We start from the raw sequence: 18,172 nt of genomic DNA on the forward strand, positions 1-18,172 counted from the left end.
AGAGCGATGAACACCATCGTTGAAATGAAAAGCATAAACAAATTCTACGGCTCACATCACGTGCTGAAGGATATCGACCTAACGGTGACGCGCGGCGAGGTCATGGTCGTCCTTGGGGCCAGCGGTTCAGGGAAGTCCACGTTGATCCGGTGCGTGAACGGTCTGGAGATGTACCAGAACGGAAGTCTCGTCGTGGACGGTTACCAGATGCCTGTCGAAGAAGATCGTCGGCTCGGCGGCGAAAGCGAGTTGGCGGAGATTAGGAAGGGCGTGGGCATGGTGTTTCAGCAGTTCAACCTGTTCCCCCACAAGACCGTCATCGAGAACATCACGATCGCACCGATCCGCGTTCGGAAGAAATCCACGGCGGAGGCAGAAGCCGCAGCGATCAAGCTCCTGGAGCGTGTGGGCTTGAAGGATCATGCCCACAAGTACCCCGGACAGCTGTCCGGTGGCCAGCAGCAGCGCGTTGCTATCGCGCGGTCCTTGGCGATGGAGCCTTACCTGATGCTCTTTGACGAGCCGACCAGCGCACTCGACCCGGAAATGGTGGGCGAGGTTCTGGACGTCATGCGCGAGCTTGCCGCCGAGGGCATGACGATGATGATTGTTACCCACGAGATGGGTTTCGCTCGCGAAGTCGCAGATCGCGTCGTCTACATCGACCAGGGTTCGATTCTCGAAATCGCCAAACCGGACGCGTTCTTCGATAACCCTCAGAACGACCGTGCTCGCTCGTTCCTGGCTCGCGTGCTGAAACACTGATCCAGGATTTGGGAAATCGACTTCACAATTCCCGCATGCTGGGATCTCCGTCCAGCGTGCCGGACTAGGTCACAGCGATCGCTTTGTTGCACGACGTGATGAAATTTAGGAGTTCGCAATGACCTACAAACTTCCGGATACCACTCTCGGCCAGGAGATCGCCGCCGGGCAGCCCACGCTGTGGGTAAATCCGTCATATCGATTGGGAGCCATCGACAGTTCTGACCTGCCGGTGAGCCCGGCGGACGTTGTCGAAGCCAAACAGAACTGGGAAAGGCTCGCGCCACTCCTGCAGGCATGCTTCGAAGAACTGCGGGAGACAGGAGGCGCGATCCGTTCGAACCTCGTCGAACTCCAAGGTCTCAGAGATGCCATCGGATACGATTCGCTCGACTATGGTCGTCTGTTCATCAAGGCGGATAGCGACCTGCCCGTTGCCGGTTCGATCAAGGCGAGGGGAGGCGTATATGAGGTCTTCCTTTTCGCAGAGAATTTGGCTCGTGAGAACGGGCTGCTTGGAGAGGATGACGATGTCCGAAAGCTCGCCGGCGACGAAGCACGAGCGTTCTTTTCGAAATACACGGTCGCTGTCGGCAGCACGGGCAATCTCGGCTTGAGTGTCGGCATCGCGGCACGGGCCCTTGGCTTCAAGGCAACCGTCCATATGTCGTCGGACGCGAAGCAGTGGAAGGTGGACCGCCTCGTCCGCATGGGTGTCGAGGTCGTCAAGCATGAAGCGGACTACACCACCGCCGTCGAGAACGCCCGCGTCGTGGCCGAGGGTGACCCGACCATTTACTTTGTCGACGACGAGAAGTCCCGCCACTTGTTCCTTGGGTACAGCGTCGCCGCATTTGAGCTGGCCGAGCAGCTTAAGGCGGCGGGCGTTACCGTTGACGAGCAGAACCCGCTGTTTCTTTACCTTCCTTGTGGCATCGGCGGTGCTCCGGGCGGTGTAACCTTTGGCGCGAAGGCCGTATTCGGTGACAACGTGCACCCCTTCTTCGTGGAGCCTGCGCAATCGCCATGCGCGCTCGTGCACATGATGTCGGGTTCGGAAGAACTGGTGTCCGTCTATGACGTCGGTCTGACGAACAAGACCGAGGCCGATGGAATGGCAGTGGCGAGGATGTCCGCCTTCGTCGCCACGGTCATGCGGGAGATGTTGGCAGGGGTCTACACTGTCGCCGACGACGATTTGCTTAGAATGCTACTGGCAGCCCACGAAACCGAGGGATGGCGTTTCGAGCCCTCCGCCACAGCGGCGCTCCTCGGGCCAGAGTTCATCGTACGCCACCCGCACGGGGAGGAATTCACCGCGCAGCACGGCATTCAGGACAAGCTGGGTGACGCTACACATATACTTTGGGCGACGGGTGGCTCTTTCGTGCCCGACGAGCAGTTCCAGAATTTCCTGACCGAGGCTAAGAGTACATGAACCGGTTGCCCACGGAACTTTCCGGTGGCAGAAGCAGCGCATAGGAATCGCGCGCGCTTGCTGCGGAACCCAAGCTGATCATTTGCGACGAAGTGACATCCGCACTCAATCAGCTTGTGGCTGCCGGCATACTGAAATTGCTGGCGAAGATCCCAAGCGATCGTCAGGTTGACGGTGAGGCTTTAGGGACCGGTAAGGTTCTGGCTTGCCACGCAATCCGGCGGAGGAAGGAAAGCCGGTCTGTCTCGCGGTTCATTCTTTGCTCGGCGAGCTTACGCCGCCTTGCCATTTCAACGCGGCGAGCCTCGACGCCTTGGCGTTGTGCTTCTACTTCATTTCAATAAAAATGGATGATCAGCAAGCTATCGATGATCTGGTGCAATTCCCCTTTTATCGGCTTGCTATCCGTGTCGATCCAGTTTTTTCGAACATAATCGGCACGACAGTGGATGGTGAGTTCTAAACGGCCGAACGGTGCAGGCGATTTTTCGAGAATCCGTGTCGCGTGCTTCCGTCGATCAGAGCCGGGGGAATCGAGCAACTCCGCCGGCTTTCGTCAACAAGCTCCCAACACAACTATTGCAAAGGAAGCCCGCCGGAGCGGGCTAGTTGCTCTGGGAGGAAGCGCGTACCCTGTACTCGTCGCGCCTCAAAGTGCGGAGCGCCCGTTGGGTAAAGAGCAAATTAAGACGGCGCTCTCTCGAGGCTGCGGAGGAGGTCGGTGTGGTTCGGCCCCGCCTCCAGCCTAGCCGCCAGCTACTTGGTCGGCCTAACGAGTGTAATGACCCTCGGTGTTGATGGCGCATCTAGCCATTCGATCCACTTATCTCGTTCTTCGATCGTGTCGAAGAACCGCCAGAGCCGGTACTCCTCTTCGGTGGTCTCCAGCATCTCTCCGATGGATACGAGCTCCAAGGGTAGCGTCACCTCGTTTCCGTCGAAGCGAACGAGGTACACGCCATCGGTGGCAAGACGAATAACCTGGCCAGTGCCGTAGGTGCCGTCGGCGGCGTCGAGCGTGAAGTACATGCCAGTCAGAGTGTCGAGGATGCTGTCGTTCATGGTTTTTGATTGCCGGTCCGAGATGCGAGACTTGAGAGCGTGGCGTAAGCGCGCCGGAGGGAAGTCGGGCAGATCTATCCGTAAGCCGGTAGGCAGGCAAGTGTTCCAAACCCGTCGCCTCACCGCGGCGAGTTTCCCGTGGCTGGAGTATCAGCGTTGTTTTCGTTTTTCAAACCAGCCGCGTCCACCGCATGCCAGACACACCGTGGAACCATCGCGCCCGGTTGCATAGCAGGTGGGACATTCCAGCCAGTCGTCATTGCTCGTTCGCCGCTTACCGTTGCAGCGCATCAATCCATCTTTGCGGCGGCAGGGCTTATCGATCGCGTCCGCATCATACTGGATGTGGGCGCACGTTGCACAAACAGCCACCGGTAGCGGCCTCTTGTTCATCGCCGGTATCTCCGAAGATGGCTCGCTAACAGCCTCCTCCATCTCTCTTCCAAACTTACGTCCGAGAGCCTGGCGAGGCTATTGCAGATCGGCCGCCGTAAGAGTCGGCATACTCCCGTCTCGCGCTGCTCTGTCAGTCGCTCTACTGAGGGCGCGTTGTCGGGCGCTCACGGGAAAATGGCGCATGGTCTTCAGCGCGGATCCCGTCACTCGAAAGTGACCGCAGGTCCGGCAGACGAACTCAACATTGTCGCCGATCCGCGGGTCCATCTCCCGAGCCGGCTCGTCGGTGACAGGGCATGTTGCATTGCTCCAGATCATTTGCGTCTCCGAAAAAGGTTGACCATGCCAGTCCTGAAGAACGCACGACATGAGAGTAGAACAGCAGAAGCAGAGGGATGCCGCAAGCTGTACCAGGACGCCTTCGAACTGCGCAAAGATCAAAACGTTGCGACACCTGCCACTGGAGGAACTTTCGATCTCCAGCTGGATTGATCCCGCTGGAAGGAGATCAATCATGGGCATGAACAATCCAAAAGACGGTGCGCCAGGCACTACCGATCAGTCGCCGCGCTGGGAAGGTCCGAAGGAGAACCGCCCCCGAGGTTATCTTCCTGCCAAGGATAATCCCGACGTAGACCGAGACGCTGTGGGAGAGAACAACAGAGATCCTGAGCGCAATCGACCTTCGGACGCTCTAAAAACAAGAGACACGGCAGATCCCGAAAAGGATGCCGAGGGCCAATTCGCAGAGTCACGCGCTGATCGAAAAAGCGATGGCGTAGCAAGCGCCAAACCTACCGTCGTAACGGGCTCTGAAGATGCCACGGTTCATCGAAACCCACCGGGGTCTACGGAACCGGACGAGGATTGGGACATCAATTTTGACGAAACCGACCCGGATCGTTCGCGTTGAACTGAGCGATGTCAGCCGCTTTTCCCGGCCCACTTGGGGCAGCCCTGGCAAGCGGTGTCCTGAACGGTGCCCGAATCGTTCACCAAGAGTTCCGGTCGAGCAAACGCTCAGTTACCCACAGCCCGTCGCCTAACCGCGGCGGGTTTTCGTTTGTCCACCAGCCCGAAGTAACCCGCATGCGAATGCTCCGAAGTCTTGCCTATCCGGCCTCGCGAGGATGGCCGTGGTCCTGTGCGCCGCTGCGCCGGCCGCTGCCGTGCCGATTGATCCCGGGATTAGTGCCTCCGTGACCAGCCATGAAGCCTACGGGCGCCCGTGACGATCAATGTCACCGACGAGGCGGCTATCCAGGTGAGCGAGCAGCCGGCCATGACCGCGCCGACAGTCGAAGTTGCGGCGCCGATGAGCGCATGACCGTTGCTGCCTCTTCCTTCAACCCGCCGGCGTACAAGCACATCGATCCCGACATCGCCGGCTGATCACCATAGAGGAGGCGTTACCTACTGCGGCGCGGACCAATACTGATGAGCGTTGTAGGACGTGATCGCCAATTGGTCCCAACGTTGAGCCACGTCTGATCGGCTTTGAAGCATGCAGACGGCTGCATCTCGTAGATCCTGGAGCCTGGGGCGAAGGCTCTAACCCGATCCAAATTGTCAAACCCGAAGTATGATTGCAGGTGAGACGGTGCGCCGGGGAAAATGCTCTACGGACATACTCGAAAACCAGTCCGATCGGGTTGAGAGCAACAATGTTCCCGGCAAATTCCGTACTGTTCGCAAATCCCAACCGTGGATAGAGAGCCCGTCCGGGAACATCAGAGAGATCTGCCGAAGTGAAATCCTCACCGGTGGGAATGCACGGATTGCTGTGGGAACGGCGATGACGCCATCAAGAGCAATGGCCCATGCGGATACATCCCCAGTGGTTGCCTTTCCAAAGCGAAACAATGACAACAAAAAAGGCGGGCTAACCCGACCTTCCGTATCACCCGCTGCCAGTACATCCGTGGTCAACGTGTGAAGACAAATATGCAGATGGTGTTCAGTCCATCCGCTTGGCCGGCGGAATTACCCAGGAACCGCTGAGGATCGACGGATCGCTCTCGTCGGGCCAATAGAGGCGCATCATCAGGTAGAACTTTCCATTGGGCGCAGGGAGCCAGTTCGACTCCTTGTTCGCGCCGGGCGAGTTGTTTTGGATGAGGATGTCGACGGAGCCGTCAGGATTAACTTTAAGGTCCTGGCGCGCACTGATCGAGTAACGGTTGATGGGATTGTCGACGAAGAAATAGTTCTCGTCATACATGGTGATCGACCAGAAGCCCTTGACCGGCGGAAGCTGCCCCTTCTTGAAGGTCAAGACATAGTCGTTGGAACCGTCATAGCTGCGGGCGAAAACCCCTTTGCCATCCTTCAGGGAGGTTGGATAAACGGCATCCTGTGGCCGGTTGGCGCCAAGCCCAATGGCGGTAACAAGAGCCCGCTGGATGTAGTTCGTGCCATAGAGCCCGGTCTTCGTCGTGAAGCCCCAGCCATTGATGTTTTGAACGTCGCCGTCGCTCATCTTAAAGTGCAGCATGATATGAGCGAAGCCGATCTCCGGGACTCGTTTCTCAAAAGCCGGCTCGAACTTCGACTTGTCGAAGGGCTCACCCGCAACAATGCCGATCGCAGCAAACCTTTCCAGCGCCGCAGCGTCGGCTTCCGCAGGCGGATTGCGCTTGATGAGATCACAGAGCAGCGTGAAATACTCGACCGCTGTCATACGATTTACCTGCTCGCGCACCGCCGTCTTCATGTCTTGGGACGGGTCGACCTTCCCAGCGGGCGGCGTGTAGTCCTTGCCCCAGGTTGAGAGCGGCTGCAGCTTGCAGGCGTCCTGGATCTTATGTACCGCGGCATAGTCCTCCGGCGTACCGGTGCAGTAGATGCGGCCGAGCAGCCAGACGATTGCAGTCGGCGACTTATACTCCGTCACACCATCCGGCAACGAGCCGGACCAGCCAGGTCCGGTGATGGCGAAGGTTTGGGCCTGCTCGCCTGTGGTTCGTGACCCGGGCACCTGGAAGACATTCGTCCAGCCGTCGAGCATTGGAAAAAGGAAATACCGGTCACCCATGTCGGGAAAAGAGAAAACCCATGGTTCCTCGCCGACATCGACAAACGCGGTGGTGTAGAGCGTGTCAGCGTTCGGTGCCGTTACGTCTTTGAAGGAGGCATTTGGGTATTCTCTCAACTTGATCAGTTGACCCATCGGCGCCTTGCTGCCTTCCGGCTTTTCGACATTGGTGAGGACACGGCGGGTCATCTCCATGGTCACAAGTGGATAGCCGTAGATATAGGCGTCGACAGCCGTCCAGAATTCATCGGAACCGGTGACCAGGTCGGCGAGAGGGCCGTCGACGGCGTTCGCAGGCGAGACGGCAGTGGAGGCCAGAAGGCCGATGCCGCCGATCGTTGCGGCGCGGCGAGTGATGTTCATGGTGGATCTCCAGCGTTGCGATTAGTAGGGCGCGTAGGGGTGGTAATAGGCGAGGGGAGGACGGTAGCCATAAGCGGCACCTGCGGCGGCACCGGCATAAAACGCCCCGCGATAGGCCGTGCGCCTGGCAACGCCGGCAAACGATCCGGGAGTCAACGGCATTCCGATGATGTCGATAAAGACCGATGCGGGACCATCTGCATCGGCCGGGATCTCGCCTTCGAGCACGACGACGTCAAAGGTAATGTCGCTGCCCTCGGCCTTGGGCGAGTCCAGCGTTACCACTGCGTCTTTCACGACGGAGCCATTCTTTGCGAACACCGAGACAGTCGCATTGGGCGGGTCCTTTGCGAAGCTGTCGGAACCCACGCCCCATTCCTCGAGCAAATGTGCGGTGAGTGCATGACCGGCAGCCCGAACCGGCCGGTCCGCGAAGACAATCGAATTCGGCGCGGCGCCGATAAGGGTTAGTTTGCTGCCCTCAAGCTTTGCACCAGCCGCGTTCATCACGATTAGGGACGGCTCGATTTGCGGCTTTTGCGTGCCGCCAATCGTCTTCTGAGCCGGTGCCCGAATTGCATCCTGCGCAAGCACTGGTACCGCTGCCATCGCGCACAAAAGTGCGGTGAGGCCCATCATCGTCAATTTCATACTGCGCTCCTCTTTGTGTTGACCGTCACCGCCCAGGTCCTGACCGCAAACGGCAGGGCTAACGTGATGCCATTACAGTCGGTTTTATAGGGTGAGGTTGCACAACTTCTACGTATTCTTACGCGAGGTTCGGGGTAGGAAACGCCAGAGCTAGACCGAGAAGCGCCCACATGAGCTCATTGCTTCGACCATGATGCCGCGACAACGCCTTGATCGTATCCAAGTTGGGCTTTGCGGGCATGAACACCGCAGCGGCTGCGGGCGTCGCCGAGAGCCAGTGTCTCGCTCTTGCTATGCCCCACTTGCCCGCTATATCGGGGCCATCGAACCTTGCTAGCGAGTTTTGTCCGCGCCGTCACAGCTCCTTCAGATTTCCCTTCATTTTCGAGTTAACCGGTCGGTCAACGCGGCCGCGCCCCACCAGCGATTGAAAGGATTTGTCATGAGTACAGGAACCGTAAAGTGGTTCAACAGCACCAAGGGTTTTGGCTTCATCCAGCCCGATGACGGCGGCCAGGACGTTTTCGTGCATGTCTCGGCCGTTGAACGAGCCGGCATGCGGGGTCTGAGCGACGGGCAAAAGATCCGTTACGACATCGTCCAGGACAAGCGTTCGGGCAAGAGTTCCGCGGACAACCTGCAGGCAGTCTAAATTTCGTTGCCGCCGTGACCACGGATGTACCGGCACGGCGACGGCAATAGTCTCGAGGTCGGGAGCAGTCCTGTTTTTTAGCAGCGCACCGCCGCATAAGGAGGACCTTTGCAAGTACTCGTCAGGGATAACAACGTCGACCAAGCTCTCCGCGTATTGAAGAAAAAGATGCAGCGCGAAGGCATCTTCAGGGAAATGCGGGCGCGGGGCGCCTATGAGAAACCCTCCGAAAAACGTGCACGCGAAAAGGCAGAGGCCATCCGTCGCTCTCGCAAGTTGGCCCGAAAGAAAATGGTGCGCGAAGGGCTATTGCCAGCGCCAAAGAAGAAGGTCGTCCAGTCGCGGCTCCAGCAGAACACGCTAGCTGCCCGGATGCTCCCGCGCATGAGGCGAGCGGCGGCTGCTTATTGTCGTCCGGGGCCGGTTACGGTAGAAGGCCGACCGGCTCGACGTTCCTATTCCAGCATAGGCTCGCGAGGCCGGGGAGGTCCGTTGGAACGATTAATCCTTCCGCCCTCTCCGATAGCTCTCGCTTTTCGATCTCACAGCAAGCCAGGCACAGCCGTCAATCCGGCGCATACACTTCGCCCTTCACGACATGCTCCCCGATTTTCAGGGTGACATCCGAAAGCTTGCGAAGGGAGGCATTAGAGAGACGAATACCAAGCAGTCCCGAATAGCAGCTGAAGGCCACGGAGCCGATCAGGACGGCGCGCATCGTCCGCGAACCGATCCGGCGAGGCCATGCCGCCGCTACGGAGAAGCATGGCGACCGGCCGGCGGCGCTCACGGAGGTCGTCTTTGACTTCCCGATGGGCTTTGATACGCGCGGTGATCTCTTCATCGGATTCCGGCCCGACACAACGCCGCTCCTCGGGTGTCGGGTATTCGAAATACCAGTAGCTCTTGCTCTTCACCTTGCAAACGCGGGAACCGCGATCGCGCTCAAGTGCGCCTTTGGGGAACGGATTTTTCAAAAGTAGCCCAATGGGTCCCTATGTTGGCGGGGTAGTAACTTACTAACGGGATAGCGAAACATGAGGACAAGCCTTGTTTTGAAACCCGATCAAGCCCGCCTCCTAGAGCAAGTCGGAGCAGCCCGCATGATGCGGGGAACGATGCAGACCGCGTCAGTCTCGGAAGTCATCCGACAGCTCATCACCGAAAAGAAGACGCTTTGCGGGCAGAGATCGCAGGGAGCATAAACGGATGACCAAACACGACCGAAATCTAGTCCCAGCCGGGGCAGAACAGGCGATGGATGGCACGACAACCGAGGGGGAAACGTCCGGGGCGACCGATAGCCAGGTGCAGACCGAAGAATAGCCAGACGGCATCAATCCGGGTGGAATGTGGCCTAGGGATAGCATCAAGTCCCCGGCCGCGGAGTCATTCGGAAGCACACTGTGCGACAGTAGCCTTGACTCAAAAGCATACCGGCGATCGGGGTTTCGCGGGCATGGCGGGGTTTTACGTCCGCGCCCAAGCAGAGGCTTTGGGGGGGTGGGGCAGAAGCTTGGGCCCAAACGGCTGTGTAAACCATTAGTCGGTTACCTGAATTTAGCAGCTGACAGCGGTCGTCTTGGAGCCCAGTCGTGAACCCTTCTTCGGTCGAACACCGATTATCCCAGCGGAAACGAACCCTTCTTGGGGCGAAGATCGTCTTCAATGACGGAACCTCGGTCTACGAATGTGTCATAAGAAATATGTCTGATACAGGCGCTCTGGTTCAGAGCGAAAACTCTCTAGCCGCCCCGCCAACGTTCAGTTTGCAGCTTACGGATGGCCGTGTCTTCGCATGTGAGGTGATCTGGCGAAAAGCGAGCAGCTTAGGCGTTAAGTATAGGGTCCGCGGCTGAGGCGGGAGCAGGCATGAGCACGCACAACATCGAAAATTCGCGCCTCGACACTATGGCCAAAACACTGGGTGAGTTGATCAGACTCGCAGAGCAGGAGCGGGCGCGACCGGTGAAGTTAATTAATCTGTTGGGCAGCGCCCTTGCAGAGGTGCTTGAGCTTAAGCATCAAGACATATTGAAGCAGGAGCGCCCCCGGCAGTCCCATCCGCTCCGTTGTGACATGCACCACAACTCCTCGCGAGTCAGTGTTGTCGACAAGCCGCTGCAGGTGGTTTCGACGTGCTGAAGACAGCCACACAGACGCGAAGCAGAATCTTCAAGGGGTAGCCCGCTTGCCGACGGGCGTTCGACGAGGTCTTTCTGACGAACGCTGTGCCGTTCAGCTTCAAGGATGTGGCGCCTGACCATATCCGCCTCAGTCTCTCCGGCGCGCATGAAGCACCGCCACGGCGCCGGAAAGCTGCGATACAATACGGGCCATCACATCGCCGACTGCGGCCTGCTGTTGGGGGGCGCCGAGGACAAAGGCGCCGCTGTTACCGGCAATCCTGCTTCAAGGCAGGCGGCAACAAAGGCTTCGCGCGCAACCGCGAGCGGCGTCGCAAGGTTCAGCGCTCCGCGGCAGAGCCGAAGGGCCCTCTCGTACTTTTGGCCACGACGCAGCGGCCATTCGTTCTCCAGGAAGTCGAGAGCTTCGTAGGGCCCGGAAAAAATATGATGGATGCCATTTTGAAGGCGAACATTAAGCGGAACCGACCAAGTCAAATCCGGAGTGCGCATATCCATTCTCCTTTCTCGTACAGACCGGATGAACCGAAGGGAGATTGATATTGGAATTGCATTTCGACAGTTCAAGTTCCTAGGCATAGACTCAGCGGGAGTCGCGATTTAGCGCGGTCCCACCACCAGCGACCAATTGGCGGTCGAGCGACCATGCCGGCGACCGTCGTGACAACAGGCATGCCGAACGGCCTTCGAGCCAGGATGAACGTTTTCCGATATCGTCTTCAATTCCAAGCAGGAAGATCGAGTTCCACTCTCGTCCGAAAGGCTGGAACCACCCTTGCTATTCCTCTTGACGGGACGCCTTTGAATTCCCATTTCATTCGTGCCGACGCCCAACGGGTCGGCTTTGTCAGGGAGCGCCGGGCTTCTTGGCGGTCCCTCGCTATGTTGCTCAACGGAGGATGTAGCTATGAGAACAAATCTCGACTTTTCCCCCTTCTACCGGTCAAGCATTGGCTTTGACCGCATGTTCGACCTGCTTGGAAACACGAGCCTCAACGCCGACGACTGGCCGCCCTATAACATCGTCAAGCTTGGCAACGATGCGTATCGCATCGCCATAGCGGTAGCTGGTTTTGCTGAGAAAGATCTGACGATCACCCACGAGGCGAACATGCTTGTGGTTCATGGCGCGAAATCGGAGGATGAGGATGCCCAGTATCTGCATCAGGGGCTGGCGATAAGGCCGTTTGCGCGCAGATTTGAACTGGCTGACCATGTCATCGTTGAGGGCGCAAAGCTCGAAAACGGCCTTCTGCTTATCAACCTCAAGCGGGAAATCCCTGAAGAGATGAAGCCGCGTCGGGTTGCCATCGAAACCGAGGCGGCGAAGTCCGCAGCTAATCAGATCGAAGGCGAAAAGGCAGCCTAGCTGCTCGAGTTGTGCCGGGCCGCTCCGGCTGCTTGCCAGCGCCGGCGAGCTGAACAGGGTGGGTAGGGTGGGGCACAGAAAAAGCCCCACCCAGTCCCCATTTCCTTACATGCGCGGCCGCTCAGCGGCGGCACAGCCGGCTCGGGGCAGCGAGACAGGTGCTGAAAATGGGCGTAGAATGATAACACGGACGTGTCGCCGCCAATGGGTGATTCTCTCCTGACCCCCTTGGAACTGTTTGAGCCACTGCGGCACGTCCGCCCACCCATGCTTCGGCTAGGGCACCCAGCTTGCGCACGCTGCCGCTGGCACGTCGTACCTTCGTCCCGCGCCAAAAATTTATCATGGTCCGGAACCTTTCCACTGCAACCGTATTTTAGCGACGACTTGAATGTCGCTGCAGACTGGGCGTGGTCCGATCCATTGCCCGCCTTTCTTGCATGGGCAAGCAGGTTGCGCACCGGGCCTTCATGGGGAATTGCTCCCTCACGGAGGCCCTTCTTCTGCGCAGATGTCCCCCGGGATCACATTGGACGTGAAATGCATTTGGCACCATTGAGACGAGGAGTAGCATTCATGTCGGCGGCTTGTGAGTGGGCTTTTACAGTTCCGGTCGACCTTAAGGGCGGGGGCGGCTTCTCCGCGGTGCGAACCACATTGCAGGCGGCAGTGCTTCTGACGAGCTGTTGGCCTGTTAGTAAGGGGCCGGCTTTCATCCAGGCCGTCACCTTGGTACCCTACGCTTTTCGGGGAGAAATCGCAGGCGAGGCGATGCGGGTCGCTTTCACCGCCGCTGCCAAGGAGGCAGGTGTCCTAGTTCAACTGCACTAGCGGCAGTGTTTGAATTCGCCGCTGCTCGGATCAAGCGCATTGAACAGGCCGATTGTCACCCATGTTTCTTGTCCTCATCGTCTGGTCGCCTCGGTAGGGTAGCGTAAACGTGGCAGGCTGCGCGTCGGAGGCCAGCCTAGCCAAGCGGAGCGCACCAACAGCCTCCACGCTCGCTTGGCGGCTTTCCTGCGCTAATTGGATCACCATTTTTGATGGGTTGCTGATTTAGACGAGGCGATCATATTTGCGTCCGCACATTGGAGGCTTCATGCACGTATATGGGTTTCAGATTACGCCGGGATCGGATGACGCACTCGGCTACTGCCATGACTCGGCCGCAGCTTATCAGAAGGCGCTCGATCATCGTCGGGAGATCAAGCGCGTTGCCGCGCCCAGTCGCCTCGATCCCACCGCTGTCTATGAAGTAGCGCTCGCCGAAGTCACCGCAGAAACCCTTGTCGCCGTGCTTAATGCACGCGAGTCGGCGAGCGATGTTCTGGTTTTGTCAAAGCGACTGCTGGGTCTTTTGACCGAGGACTGACCGGATTCACCTGCTACCCGCAGGCATGCCGGCGCCGCGAGAGGAGTCGACGCCGGCACGGCGGGCCGATTGGTTTACCCGCGCTCAGGCAAGGTCGTGGGCCTGACTTGAGCCTGATCCACGAACATCGTTCGGACTGAAATTGATTTCCGATGACGACGCGAGAACGCACCACATCAACCATCTGGGGTAGTAGTCGTGAATGACGCGGAACAACCCGCGCCCCGAGACCCGACCCGGTGCTTCGACGACAGATAAACGACCGTGAACATCATCGGCATCGTGATCGGGGCTGTCCACAATCGATGCCGAACCTAGCGCCCGCGCTGGCAGCCGTGAACAGACGTGAGATCGGGAAGGCGAGAGGTGTCCATTCGGTTGTCGCAAGGGACGGTGATGGGATCTGCGCCCTTCGCAAACATCACGTTCGGGGCTATTTCATAGCTCGGCTCCTCGAGAGCAACCCGGCCTCCCGGATCACAAGCACCGCGCATATCTGGGATCGCCCACGATGGCGATCTGGGCGACATCGCATGCAGCGCCACCGGCTCGCCAGAGGTAGCGTTGCAGGGCTACTCGCGACGTCAGCGATGGAATACGAGGGTCATCCCATGCGACCCGCCATAACCATCGCCGGATGTTGCGGTTCCCATTGCTGCAGATGTAGCTGGGCCAACGATCGTCAACCGTTGGCCCTCCACTCAAGCGGCTTTGACGTTGGCCGCTTTCAACGCGAGTTGAGTCAGCTTCTTATCAGTAGCCTCTTCCTCTTGTAGGCTTTGCTTTAGCAGCGGTACTGCATCCTTCAGACCGAGCTGATTGGCCCACGCAATCAGCGTACCATAGCGAGCGATTTCATAATGCTCTACGGCTTGAGCTGATGAGATCAACCCTGCGTCGAGGGCAGGGGAGCCCTTGAACTCGTCAATAATTTCCTCGCCTTCGGCCAATATTCCCTGGATCGCTTCACAGGTCTTGCCGCGCGCGGGCTTGCTCAGCATCTCAAAGACTTGCTCGAGGCGTTCAACTTGCCCTTGGGTCTCGTCACGATGCTGAAGAAAACCAGCCTTGCCTTCTTCCGACTGCGCGGCACGGGCCATTTTGGGTAGAGCCTTCAAAATCTGTTTCTCTGCAAAATATATGTCCTTGAGGGTGTCCAAGAACAGATCGTCCAGTGTCTTCTGGCTGGGCATGACTTCCTCCTGTTGCCGAAAAATGATGCGCCGAACTAACACTGAGGACAGTGTCCTTGTTCCCCATCACGTATTCAAGGAACTCCGATAGGCCGCCGTAGTTTCATCGAAAGAGACTGCGTCAATCTGGGAGGCTGGTGGAAATGCAACCGGGAAGATGGGCACACCTCTGCATAGACATGCAGCGCATGTTCGCAGAAGACACGCCGTGGAAGGTCGCCTGGATGCCAAAGGTGGCTGACGAAATCGCAGAGGTGGCGTCTCGCTATCCCGAGCGCACCGTATTCACCCGTTTCATTCCTCCCTCATCACCTGACGAACTGCCGGGGGCGTGGCGCGCGTACTATGAAAAGTGGCCCATGATGACGAGGAGCCGCGTTAATCCGGAACTCCTGGATCTTGTTCCCACCCTCAAGGCGCTTGTGCCACCGGCACGCGTCTTCGACAAAGTGACGTACTCCCCCTGGGTCGACGGAAGGTTGCATAGCGCCTTGCTGCATCATGAGATCGGTACTCTGGTCCTCACTGGAGGCGAAACCGATGTTTGCGTGCTGGCGGCGGCCCTGGGTGCAATCGATCTCGGATACAAGGTAATTCTGCTCAAAGATGCCGTTTGTAGCACTACCAACGAGTCCCACGATGCCGCCCTAGAGCTCTTGAGAATGCGGTTCTCAGTTCAATTGGAGGTAGTGCAAACCGAACAATGGCTTTCTTCCGCTACGCCCTGAGGGCAGCCGTTCCAGTCCACCGCGTGCCTCGCGCCGAACGCCCGCTTCCTAGGAGAAGCTCATGCCCGAAAGTTCGTACGAAATGTTGGACTGCGCCGTCATAGGTGGCGGGCCAGCTGGATCGACTGCAGCAATATATCTGGCTCGCTATCACCTCAGTGTCACAGTTTTCGACGACGACACTAGCCGGGCGGCGAGCATCCCGCTCACACGCAATCATCCCGGTTTCCCGGAGGGAATAAGTGGAGTTGACCTTCTTACCAGAATGCGGACGCAGGCCCGAAAGTACGGCGCGACCATCTCCAATCGGCAGGTGACCGCCCTACGAAAGATAGGCGACACATTCGTCATCTCGTTTGCGAACGGAGCTGCCCGCGCAAGACGTGTTATTGTCGCCACCGGTACCGTGAATAGAAAGCCTCCGATGTCGGTCGGGCGACATGATTCCGCGGTGGCGCGGGGTTTGCTTCGTTACTGTCCTGTTTGCGATGGCTACGAAGTCACAGACGCCGCTGTCGGGATTATTGGCAATGGGACAAGAGCCTTCAGGGAGGCAGTGTTTTTGCGAAGCTACACCAAGGACGTGACATTGATATCACTGGACAGTGCACATGGACTGCATGGCGGAGAGCTAGAGCAGTTGAGCAGACTGGGCATACGTCTCGAACTAGGGCCACTGACTGCTATCGAACCTGAAGAGGATGCAGTCCATGTGGTTACGCCAGCGGGAACACGTACCTTTCGGTCTGTTTATCCGGCGCTCGGCTCTGATGCCAGGTCTGAATTGGCATCGGCGGCAGGTGCAAAATTGTCAGAAGATGGGTGCATAGTCGTGGACGCTCACCAGAGAACCAGTGTTGCCGGACTGTATGCGGCAGGGGACGTGGTAATCGGACTGGATCAAATCAGCCAGGCTATGGGACAAGCAGGGGTCGCGGCCACCGCAGTCCGCAACGATATTTGTGAACGCTCCCCCCTGGTTCGTTGATCTCTGCTGATTAATTGGTGCGGCTCATGAGGAAGGAATCGCCACAGTTAAGGATCAGCACTCGCCTCTTCACTCTGGCACTTTCATTCCTCCGCTGGGTGGATTTGTCTTTGGCTGCCGAAAATCGTCACGCCCTCTGACCCCGTTCGACGGAGAGGTCATGCGGTGGACAAGGCATTTCTCGATTGTGAACCCTTGGCCTTACATCCTGTTCGAGGTTCTCATCGACGTGACGAGCGAGGCCGGGTTCGCAGGAAGCTAAAACGCTTTCTGCCGCGAAATCGCCAAGCGCATAATCGCAGATTTTCCTCGCTTCCGAAAACGTCAGTTCGCCCCGGACGGACCGGTTCGACGTCAAGGCTTCCCTATGGTAGAGGACGCAGAAGTTCGTCTTCCGGCTGGACACGTCGGGCCAGTGACGCCAGTGGCCCGGGCTTCAGGACAGCCACCTGCCGATCATGTATGGGGGCGACATCGGGTCCTGGTTCCGTTGTCAGCAGCGCGAACGACGGGGGCTGATTTCCTTTACCGTCACGCCACAGACCTGCTATCACCAGGAACGTCGATCGCCTGGGCGTGAACCGATGTTTCGCTTTCGGGTACTTCTTGCCCGTCGAGTTCGCTCTCGTGCGAGGGGATTCCGAGCGCAGGTCCTGCATCATCTTGCAGTATTCGGCGTAGAGAATGTGCTGTTCGTAGTCGTTAGCCATCATCATGGCTGGCGCCTTTTTGAATAGCCGCACAAGCGGACGGGCCGATGCTGAAGAAGAATAGGCCGCGCGAAACCAAGAAGGCGAGGGGCGTAGAAGATGAGATTAACAAAATGGATGGGCAACGCCACAGCCGCTGCGATGCCCTGGTTAAATCGTTATGAAAACCGGCCTGCGCTTTTAAAAAGCCCGGCGTGTGCAGGCGCTGGGCAAGCGCCCTTGGGAGTGGCGGAGGGGCCACCACAACCAAATTTGTTATGGCTACAAGCTTTTGGCGGGCGTCATATTCCGAACGTCACGAGAAGCACGAATAGAACGGCGATAGCCAGAAGCGAAAGCTCGACAAAACCATCAGGCACGACGGCATCCTCCAGTCAGGATCGCCGATATCGTCCAGGTTACTCACTCGTTCCAACCAAGGCCCACCAAGAGTCGGCCGCGCGGGATCTGCAGCGGCACTTGATCGCGCTCAGCTACAAGCCTGGTGAGGCCCACGGCATTTGCCGGGCCAAAGACCGACGGGCCGTCCGGCTATTCCAGATTGCCGAAGGTGTGGCAGTCGACGTGACCCCGCTGCACCTCCAACAGCGGAGCCAGCCGAGGCCCTTTTTTCCGACGCCCGGAACATCTCGACCGCAACCATGTTTTAGCGATTGCTGTATCGCACACTCGGGCGGCGGTTTCCTCGTTTTCCCGTTGCCCGCCTTTCCTTGCTATGCACGCAGGTTGCGCCACGGGGGCTTCATGAAAGGCGACCTCATGGAGGCCCCCTTTTGACAGCCACGAAAAATTTCTGATCCGTCCGGAACATCCCGACCCAAACCGTGTTTTAGCAGTCGCTTGCACTTCAAGGGCGGCGGATTCCCCCGCCGTCGCCCGCCCAACAGGCAAGCAGATTGCGCATAAGGGCCTTCGTGAAAAATTGCTGCCATCACGGAGGCCCTTCGCCCTGTCCTTGAACAGAAACTCGCGGCGTTGGAACATTTTCAATGGCAGCGTGTTTGTGGCTCGCTTGAACGTCACCAGAGCGGCAAACGAGACCCCGTCTAGCCGCTCCTCTCCGGGATGACGTTCAAGCACCTCTATGAAGCGCGGGGGCGGCCCTCGATTTCTTGCCGCCGCCAGCGATGCAGCCGCAAAAACTTATTCAAGATGTAGAGAAGCTCGGCTGCTTCGGTTGTCGAACTGTGGTGCAGTTGCAGCAGATTTATCAGGTACTCTTGACGCCGCATGAAAAAGCGGCAGTGCACCGGAGCGCATTAGCCGTTGCTCAAATAGCTATCCTCGTCCAAAGCACCCAAGAC

The 18,172-nt window shown here is 58.2% G+C and carries 19 protein-coding genes and 3 pseudogenes; 14 read left to right on the forward strand and 8 right to left on the reverse strand.

Going from position 1 to position 18,172, the window contains the following annotated elements:
- The first annotated feature begins 6 nt into the window (after positions 1–6).
- From J2Y48_RS23620 to J2Y48_RS23635, 4 genes and pseudogenes are all read left to right on the forward strand, one after another.
- Positions 7–765: an amino acid ABC transporter ATP-binding protein gene (locus tag J2Y48_RS23620; RefSeq protein ID WP_310423513.1), complete on the forward strand. Its 759-nt coding sequence runs from the start codon at positions 7–9 to the stop codon at positions 763–765.
- 118 nt (positions 766–883) lie between these two features.
- On the forward strand, positions 884–2,203 hold the full coding sequence (locus J2Y48_RS23625) for a D-serine ammonia-lyase (RefSeq protein WP_310423516.1): 1,320 nt from the start codon (positions 884–886) through the stop codon (positions 2,201–2,203).
- Positions 2,197–2,373: pseudogene (locus J2Y48_RS23630) on the forward strand (ATP-binding cassette domain-containing protein); the annotation flags it as partial. The gene J2Y48_RS23625 and the pseudogene J2Y48_RS23630, both read left to right, overlap by 7 nt.
- 35 nt (positions 2,374–2,408) lie before the next feature.
- Positions 2,409–2,666, forward strand: a complete 258-nt coding sequence (locus tag J2Y48_RS23635) for a hypothetical protein (protein WP_310423519.1) — start codon at positions 2,409–2,411, stop codon at positions 2,664–2,666.
- A 293-nt stretch (positions 2,667–2,959) separates the two neighbouring features.
- Here J2Y48_RS23635 and J2Y48_RS23640 read toward each other — a convergent pair whose 3' ends face one another.
- Together J2Y48_RS23640 and J2Y48_RS23645 are read right to left on the reverse strand one after the other, a co-directional pair.
- Positions 2,960–3,265, reverse strand: coding sequence for a hypothetical protein (locus tag J2Y48_RS23640; protein WP_310423522.1), 306 nt, complete (start codon positions 3,263–3,265; stop codon positions 2,960–2,962).
- A 150-nt stretch (positions 3,266–3,415) separates the two neighbouring features.
- Positions 3,416–3,658, reverse strand: coding sequence for a hypothetical protein (locus tag J2Y48_RS23645; RefSeq protein ID WP_310423525.1), 243 nt, complete (start codon positions 3,656–3,658; stop codon positions 3,416–3,418).
- A 649-nt stretch (positions 3,659–4,307) separates the two neighbouring features.
- On the opposite strand from J2Y48_RS23645, the gene J2Y48_RS23650 reads away from it, so the two are divergent.
- Entirely contained in the window at positions 4,308–4,574 is a 267-nt protein-coding gene (locus tag J2Y48_RS23650; protein WP_405030308.1) for a hypothetical protein, read from the forward strand.
- A gap of 1,044 nt (positions 4,575–5,618) precedes the next feature.
- Here the strand turns inward: J2Y48_RS23650 and J2Y48_RS23655 are convergent.
- On the reverse strand, positions 5,619–7,058 hold the full coding sequence (locus J2Y48_RS23655) for a DUF1254 domain-containing protein (RefSeq protein WP_310423529.1): 1,440 nt from the start codon (positions 7,056–7,058) through the stop codon (positions 5,619–5,621).
- A gap of 21 nt (positions 7,059–7,079) precedes the next feature.
- Positions 7,080–7,697, reverse strand: a complete 618-nt coding sequence (locus tag J2Y48_RS23660; protein ID WP_310423531.1) for a hypothetical protein — start codon at positions 7,695–7,697, stop codon at positions 7,080–7,082.
- Between the two features lie 454 nt (positions 7,698–8,151).
- On the opposite strand from J2Y48_RS23660, the gene J2Y48_RS23665 reads away from it, so the two are divergent.
- On the forward strand, positions 8,152–8,361 hold the full coding sequence (locus J2Y48_RS23665; protein ID WP_310423534.1) for a cold-shock protein: 210 nt from the start codon (positions 8,152–8,154) through the stop codon (positions 8,359–8,361).
- A gap of 108 nt (positions 8,362–8,469) precedes the next feature.
- Positions 8,470–8,706, forward strand: a pseudogene (gene rpsU, locus J2Y48_RS23670) (30S ribosomal protein S21); the annotation flags it as partial.
- A 289-nt stretch (positions 8,707–8,995) separates the two neighbouring features.
- Here the strand turns inward: rpsU and J2Y48_RS23675 are convergent.
- Positions 8,996–9,278 (reverse strand): annotated as a pseudogene (locus tag J2Y48_RS23675) (hypothetical protein); the annotation flags it as partial.
- Between the two features lie 678 nt (positions 9,279–9,956).
- Here J2Y48_RS23675 and J2Y48_RS23680 point away from each other — a divergent pair.
- Together J2Y48_RS23680 and J2Y48_RS23685 are read left to right on the forward strand one after the other, a co-directional pair.
- The gene (locus J2Y48_RS23680; protein ID WP_310423537.1) at positions 9,957–10,220 is read left to right on the forward strand and encodes a PilZ domain-containing protein; all 264 of its coding nucleotides are present in this window, start codon (positions 9,957–9,959) and stop codon (positions 10,218–10,220) included.
- Positions 10,221–10,233: 13 nt separating this feature from the next.
- The gene (locus tag J2Y48_RS23685; protein ID WP_310423540.1) at positions 10,234–10,506 is read left to right on the forward strand and encodes a hypothetical protein; all 273 of its coding nucleotides are present in this window, start codon (positions 10,234–10,236) and stop codon (positions 10,504–10,506) included.
- A 194-nt stretch (positions 10,507–10,700) separates the two neighbouring features.
- Here the strand turns inward: J2Y48_RS23685 and J2Y48_RS23690 are convergent, their stop codons facing one another.
- Positions 10,701–11,000 carry a DUF982 domain-containing protein gene (locus tag J2Y48_RS23690; protein WP_310423543.1) on the reverse strand — a complete coding sequence of 100 codons (300 nt, stop codon included), beginning with the start codon at positions 10,998–11,000 and terminating at the stop codon, positions 10,701–10,703.
- 415 nt (positions 11,001–11,415) lie between these two features.
- Between J2Y48_RS23690 and J2Y48_RS23695 the strand changes: the two genes are divergently transcribed.
- From J2Y48_RS23695 to J2Y48_RS23700, 3 genes are all read left to right on the forward strand, one after another.
- Positions 11,416–11,877: an Hsp20 family protein gene (locus J2Y48_RS23695; RefSeq protein ID WP_310423545.1), complete on the forward strand. Its 462-nt coding sequence runs from the start codon at positions 11,416–11,418 to the stop codon at positions 11,875–11,877.
- Between the two features lie 576 nt (positions 11,878–12,453).
- The gene (locus tag J2Y48_RS25485; protein ID WP_405030303.1) at positions 12,454–12,708 is read left to right on the forward strand and encodes a DUF982 domain-containing protein; all 255 of its coding nucleotides are present in this window, start codon (positions 12,454–12,456) and stop codon (positions 12,706–12,708) included.
- Between the two features lie 268 nt (positions 12,709–12,976).
- A complete protein-coding gene (locus J2Y48_RS23700; protein WP_310423548.1) occupies positions 12,977–13,249 on the forward strand; it encodes a hypothetical protein in 273 nt (90 codons plus the stop codon).
- 701 nt (positions 13,250–13,950) lie between these two features.
- Here the strand turns inward: J2Y48_RS23700 and J2Y48_RS23705 are convergent.
- The gene (locus J2Y48_RS23705; RefSeq protein ID WP_310423551.1) at positions 13,951–14,442 is read right to left on the reverse strand and encodes a ferritin-like domain-containing protein; all 492 of its coding nucleotides are present in this window, start codon (positions 14,440–14,442) and stop codon (positions 13,951–13,953) included.
- A 143-nt stretch (positions 14,443–14,585) separates the two neighbouring features.
- Between J2Y48_RS23705 and J2Y48_RS23710 the strand changes: the two genes are divergently transcribed.
- Both J2Y48_RS23710 and J2Y48_RS23715 read left to right on the forward strand, forming a co-directional pair.
- Positions 14,586–15,170, forward strand: coding sequence for an isochorismatase family cysteine hydrolase (locus J2Y48_RS23710; protein ID WP_310423656.1), 585 nt, complete (start codon positions 14,586–14,588; stop codon positions 15,168–15,170).
- A gap of 82 nt (positions 15,171–15,252) precedes the next feature.
- Complete coding sequence (locus tag J2Y48_RS23715; protein ID WP_310423657.1) at positions 15,253–16,158, forward strand: NAD(P)/FAD-dependent oxidoreductase; 906 nt, start codon at positions 15,253–15,255, stop codon at positions 16,156–16,158.
- 365 nt (positions 16,159–16,523) lie between these two features.
- Here J2Y48_RS23715 and J2Y48_RS25490 read toward each other — a convergent pair whose 3' ends face one another.
- Entirely contained in the window at positions 16,524–16,874 is a 351-nt protein-coding gene (locus tag J2Y48_RS25490; RefSeq protein ID WP_405030304.1) for an SOS response-associated peptidase family protein, read from the reverse strand.
- Positions 16,875–18,172: the final 1,298 nt, after the last annotated feature.

The organism is Mycoplana sp. BE70, from assembly GCF_031455855.1.
Classification (GTDB): domain Bacteria; phylum Pseudomonadota; class Alphaproteobacteria; order Rhizobiales; family Rhizobiaceae; genus Mycoplana.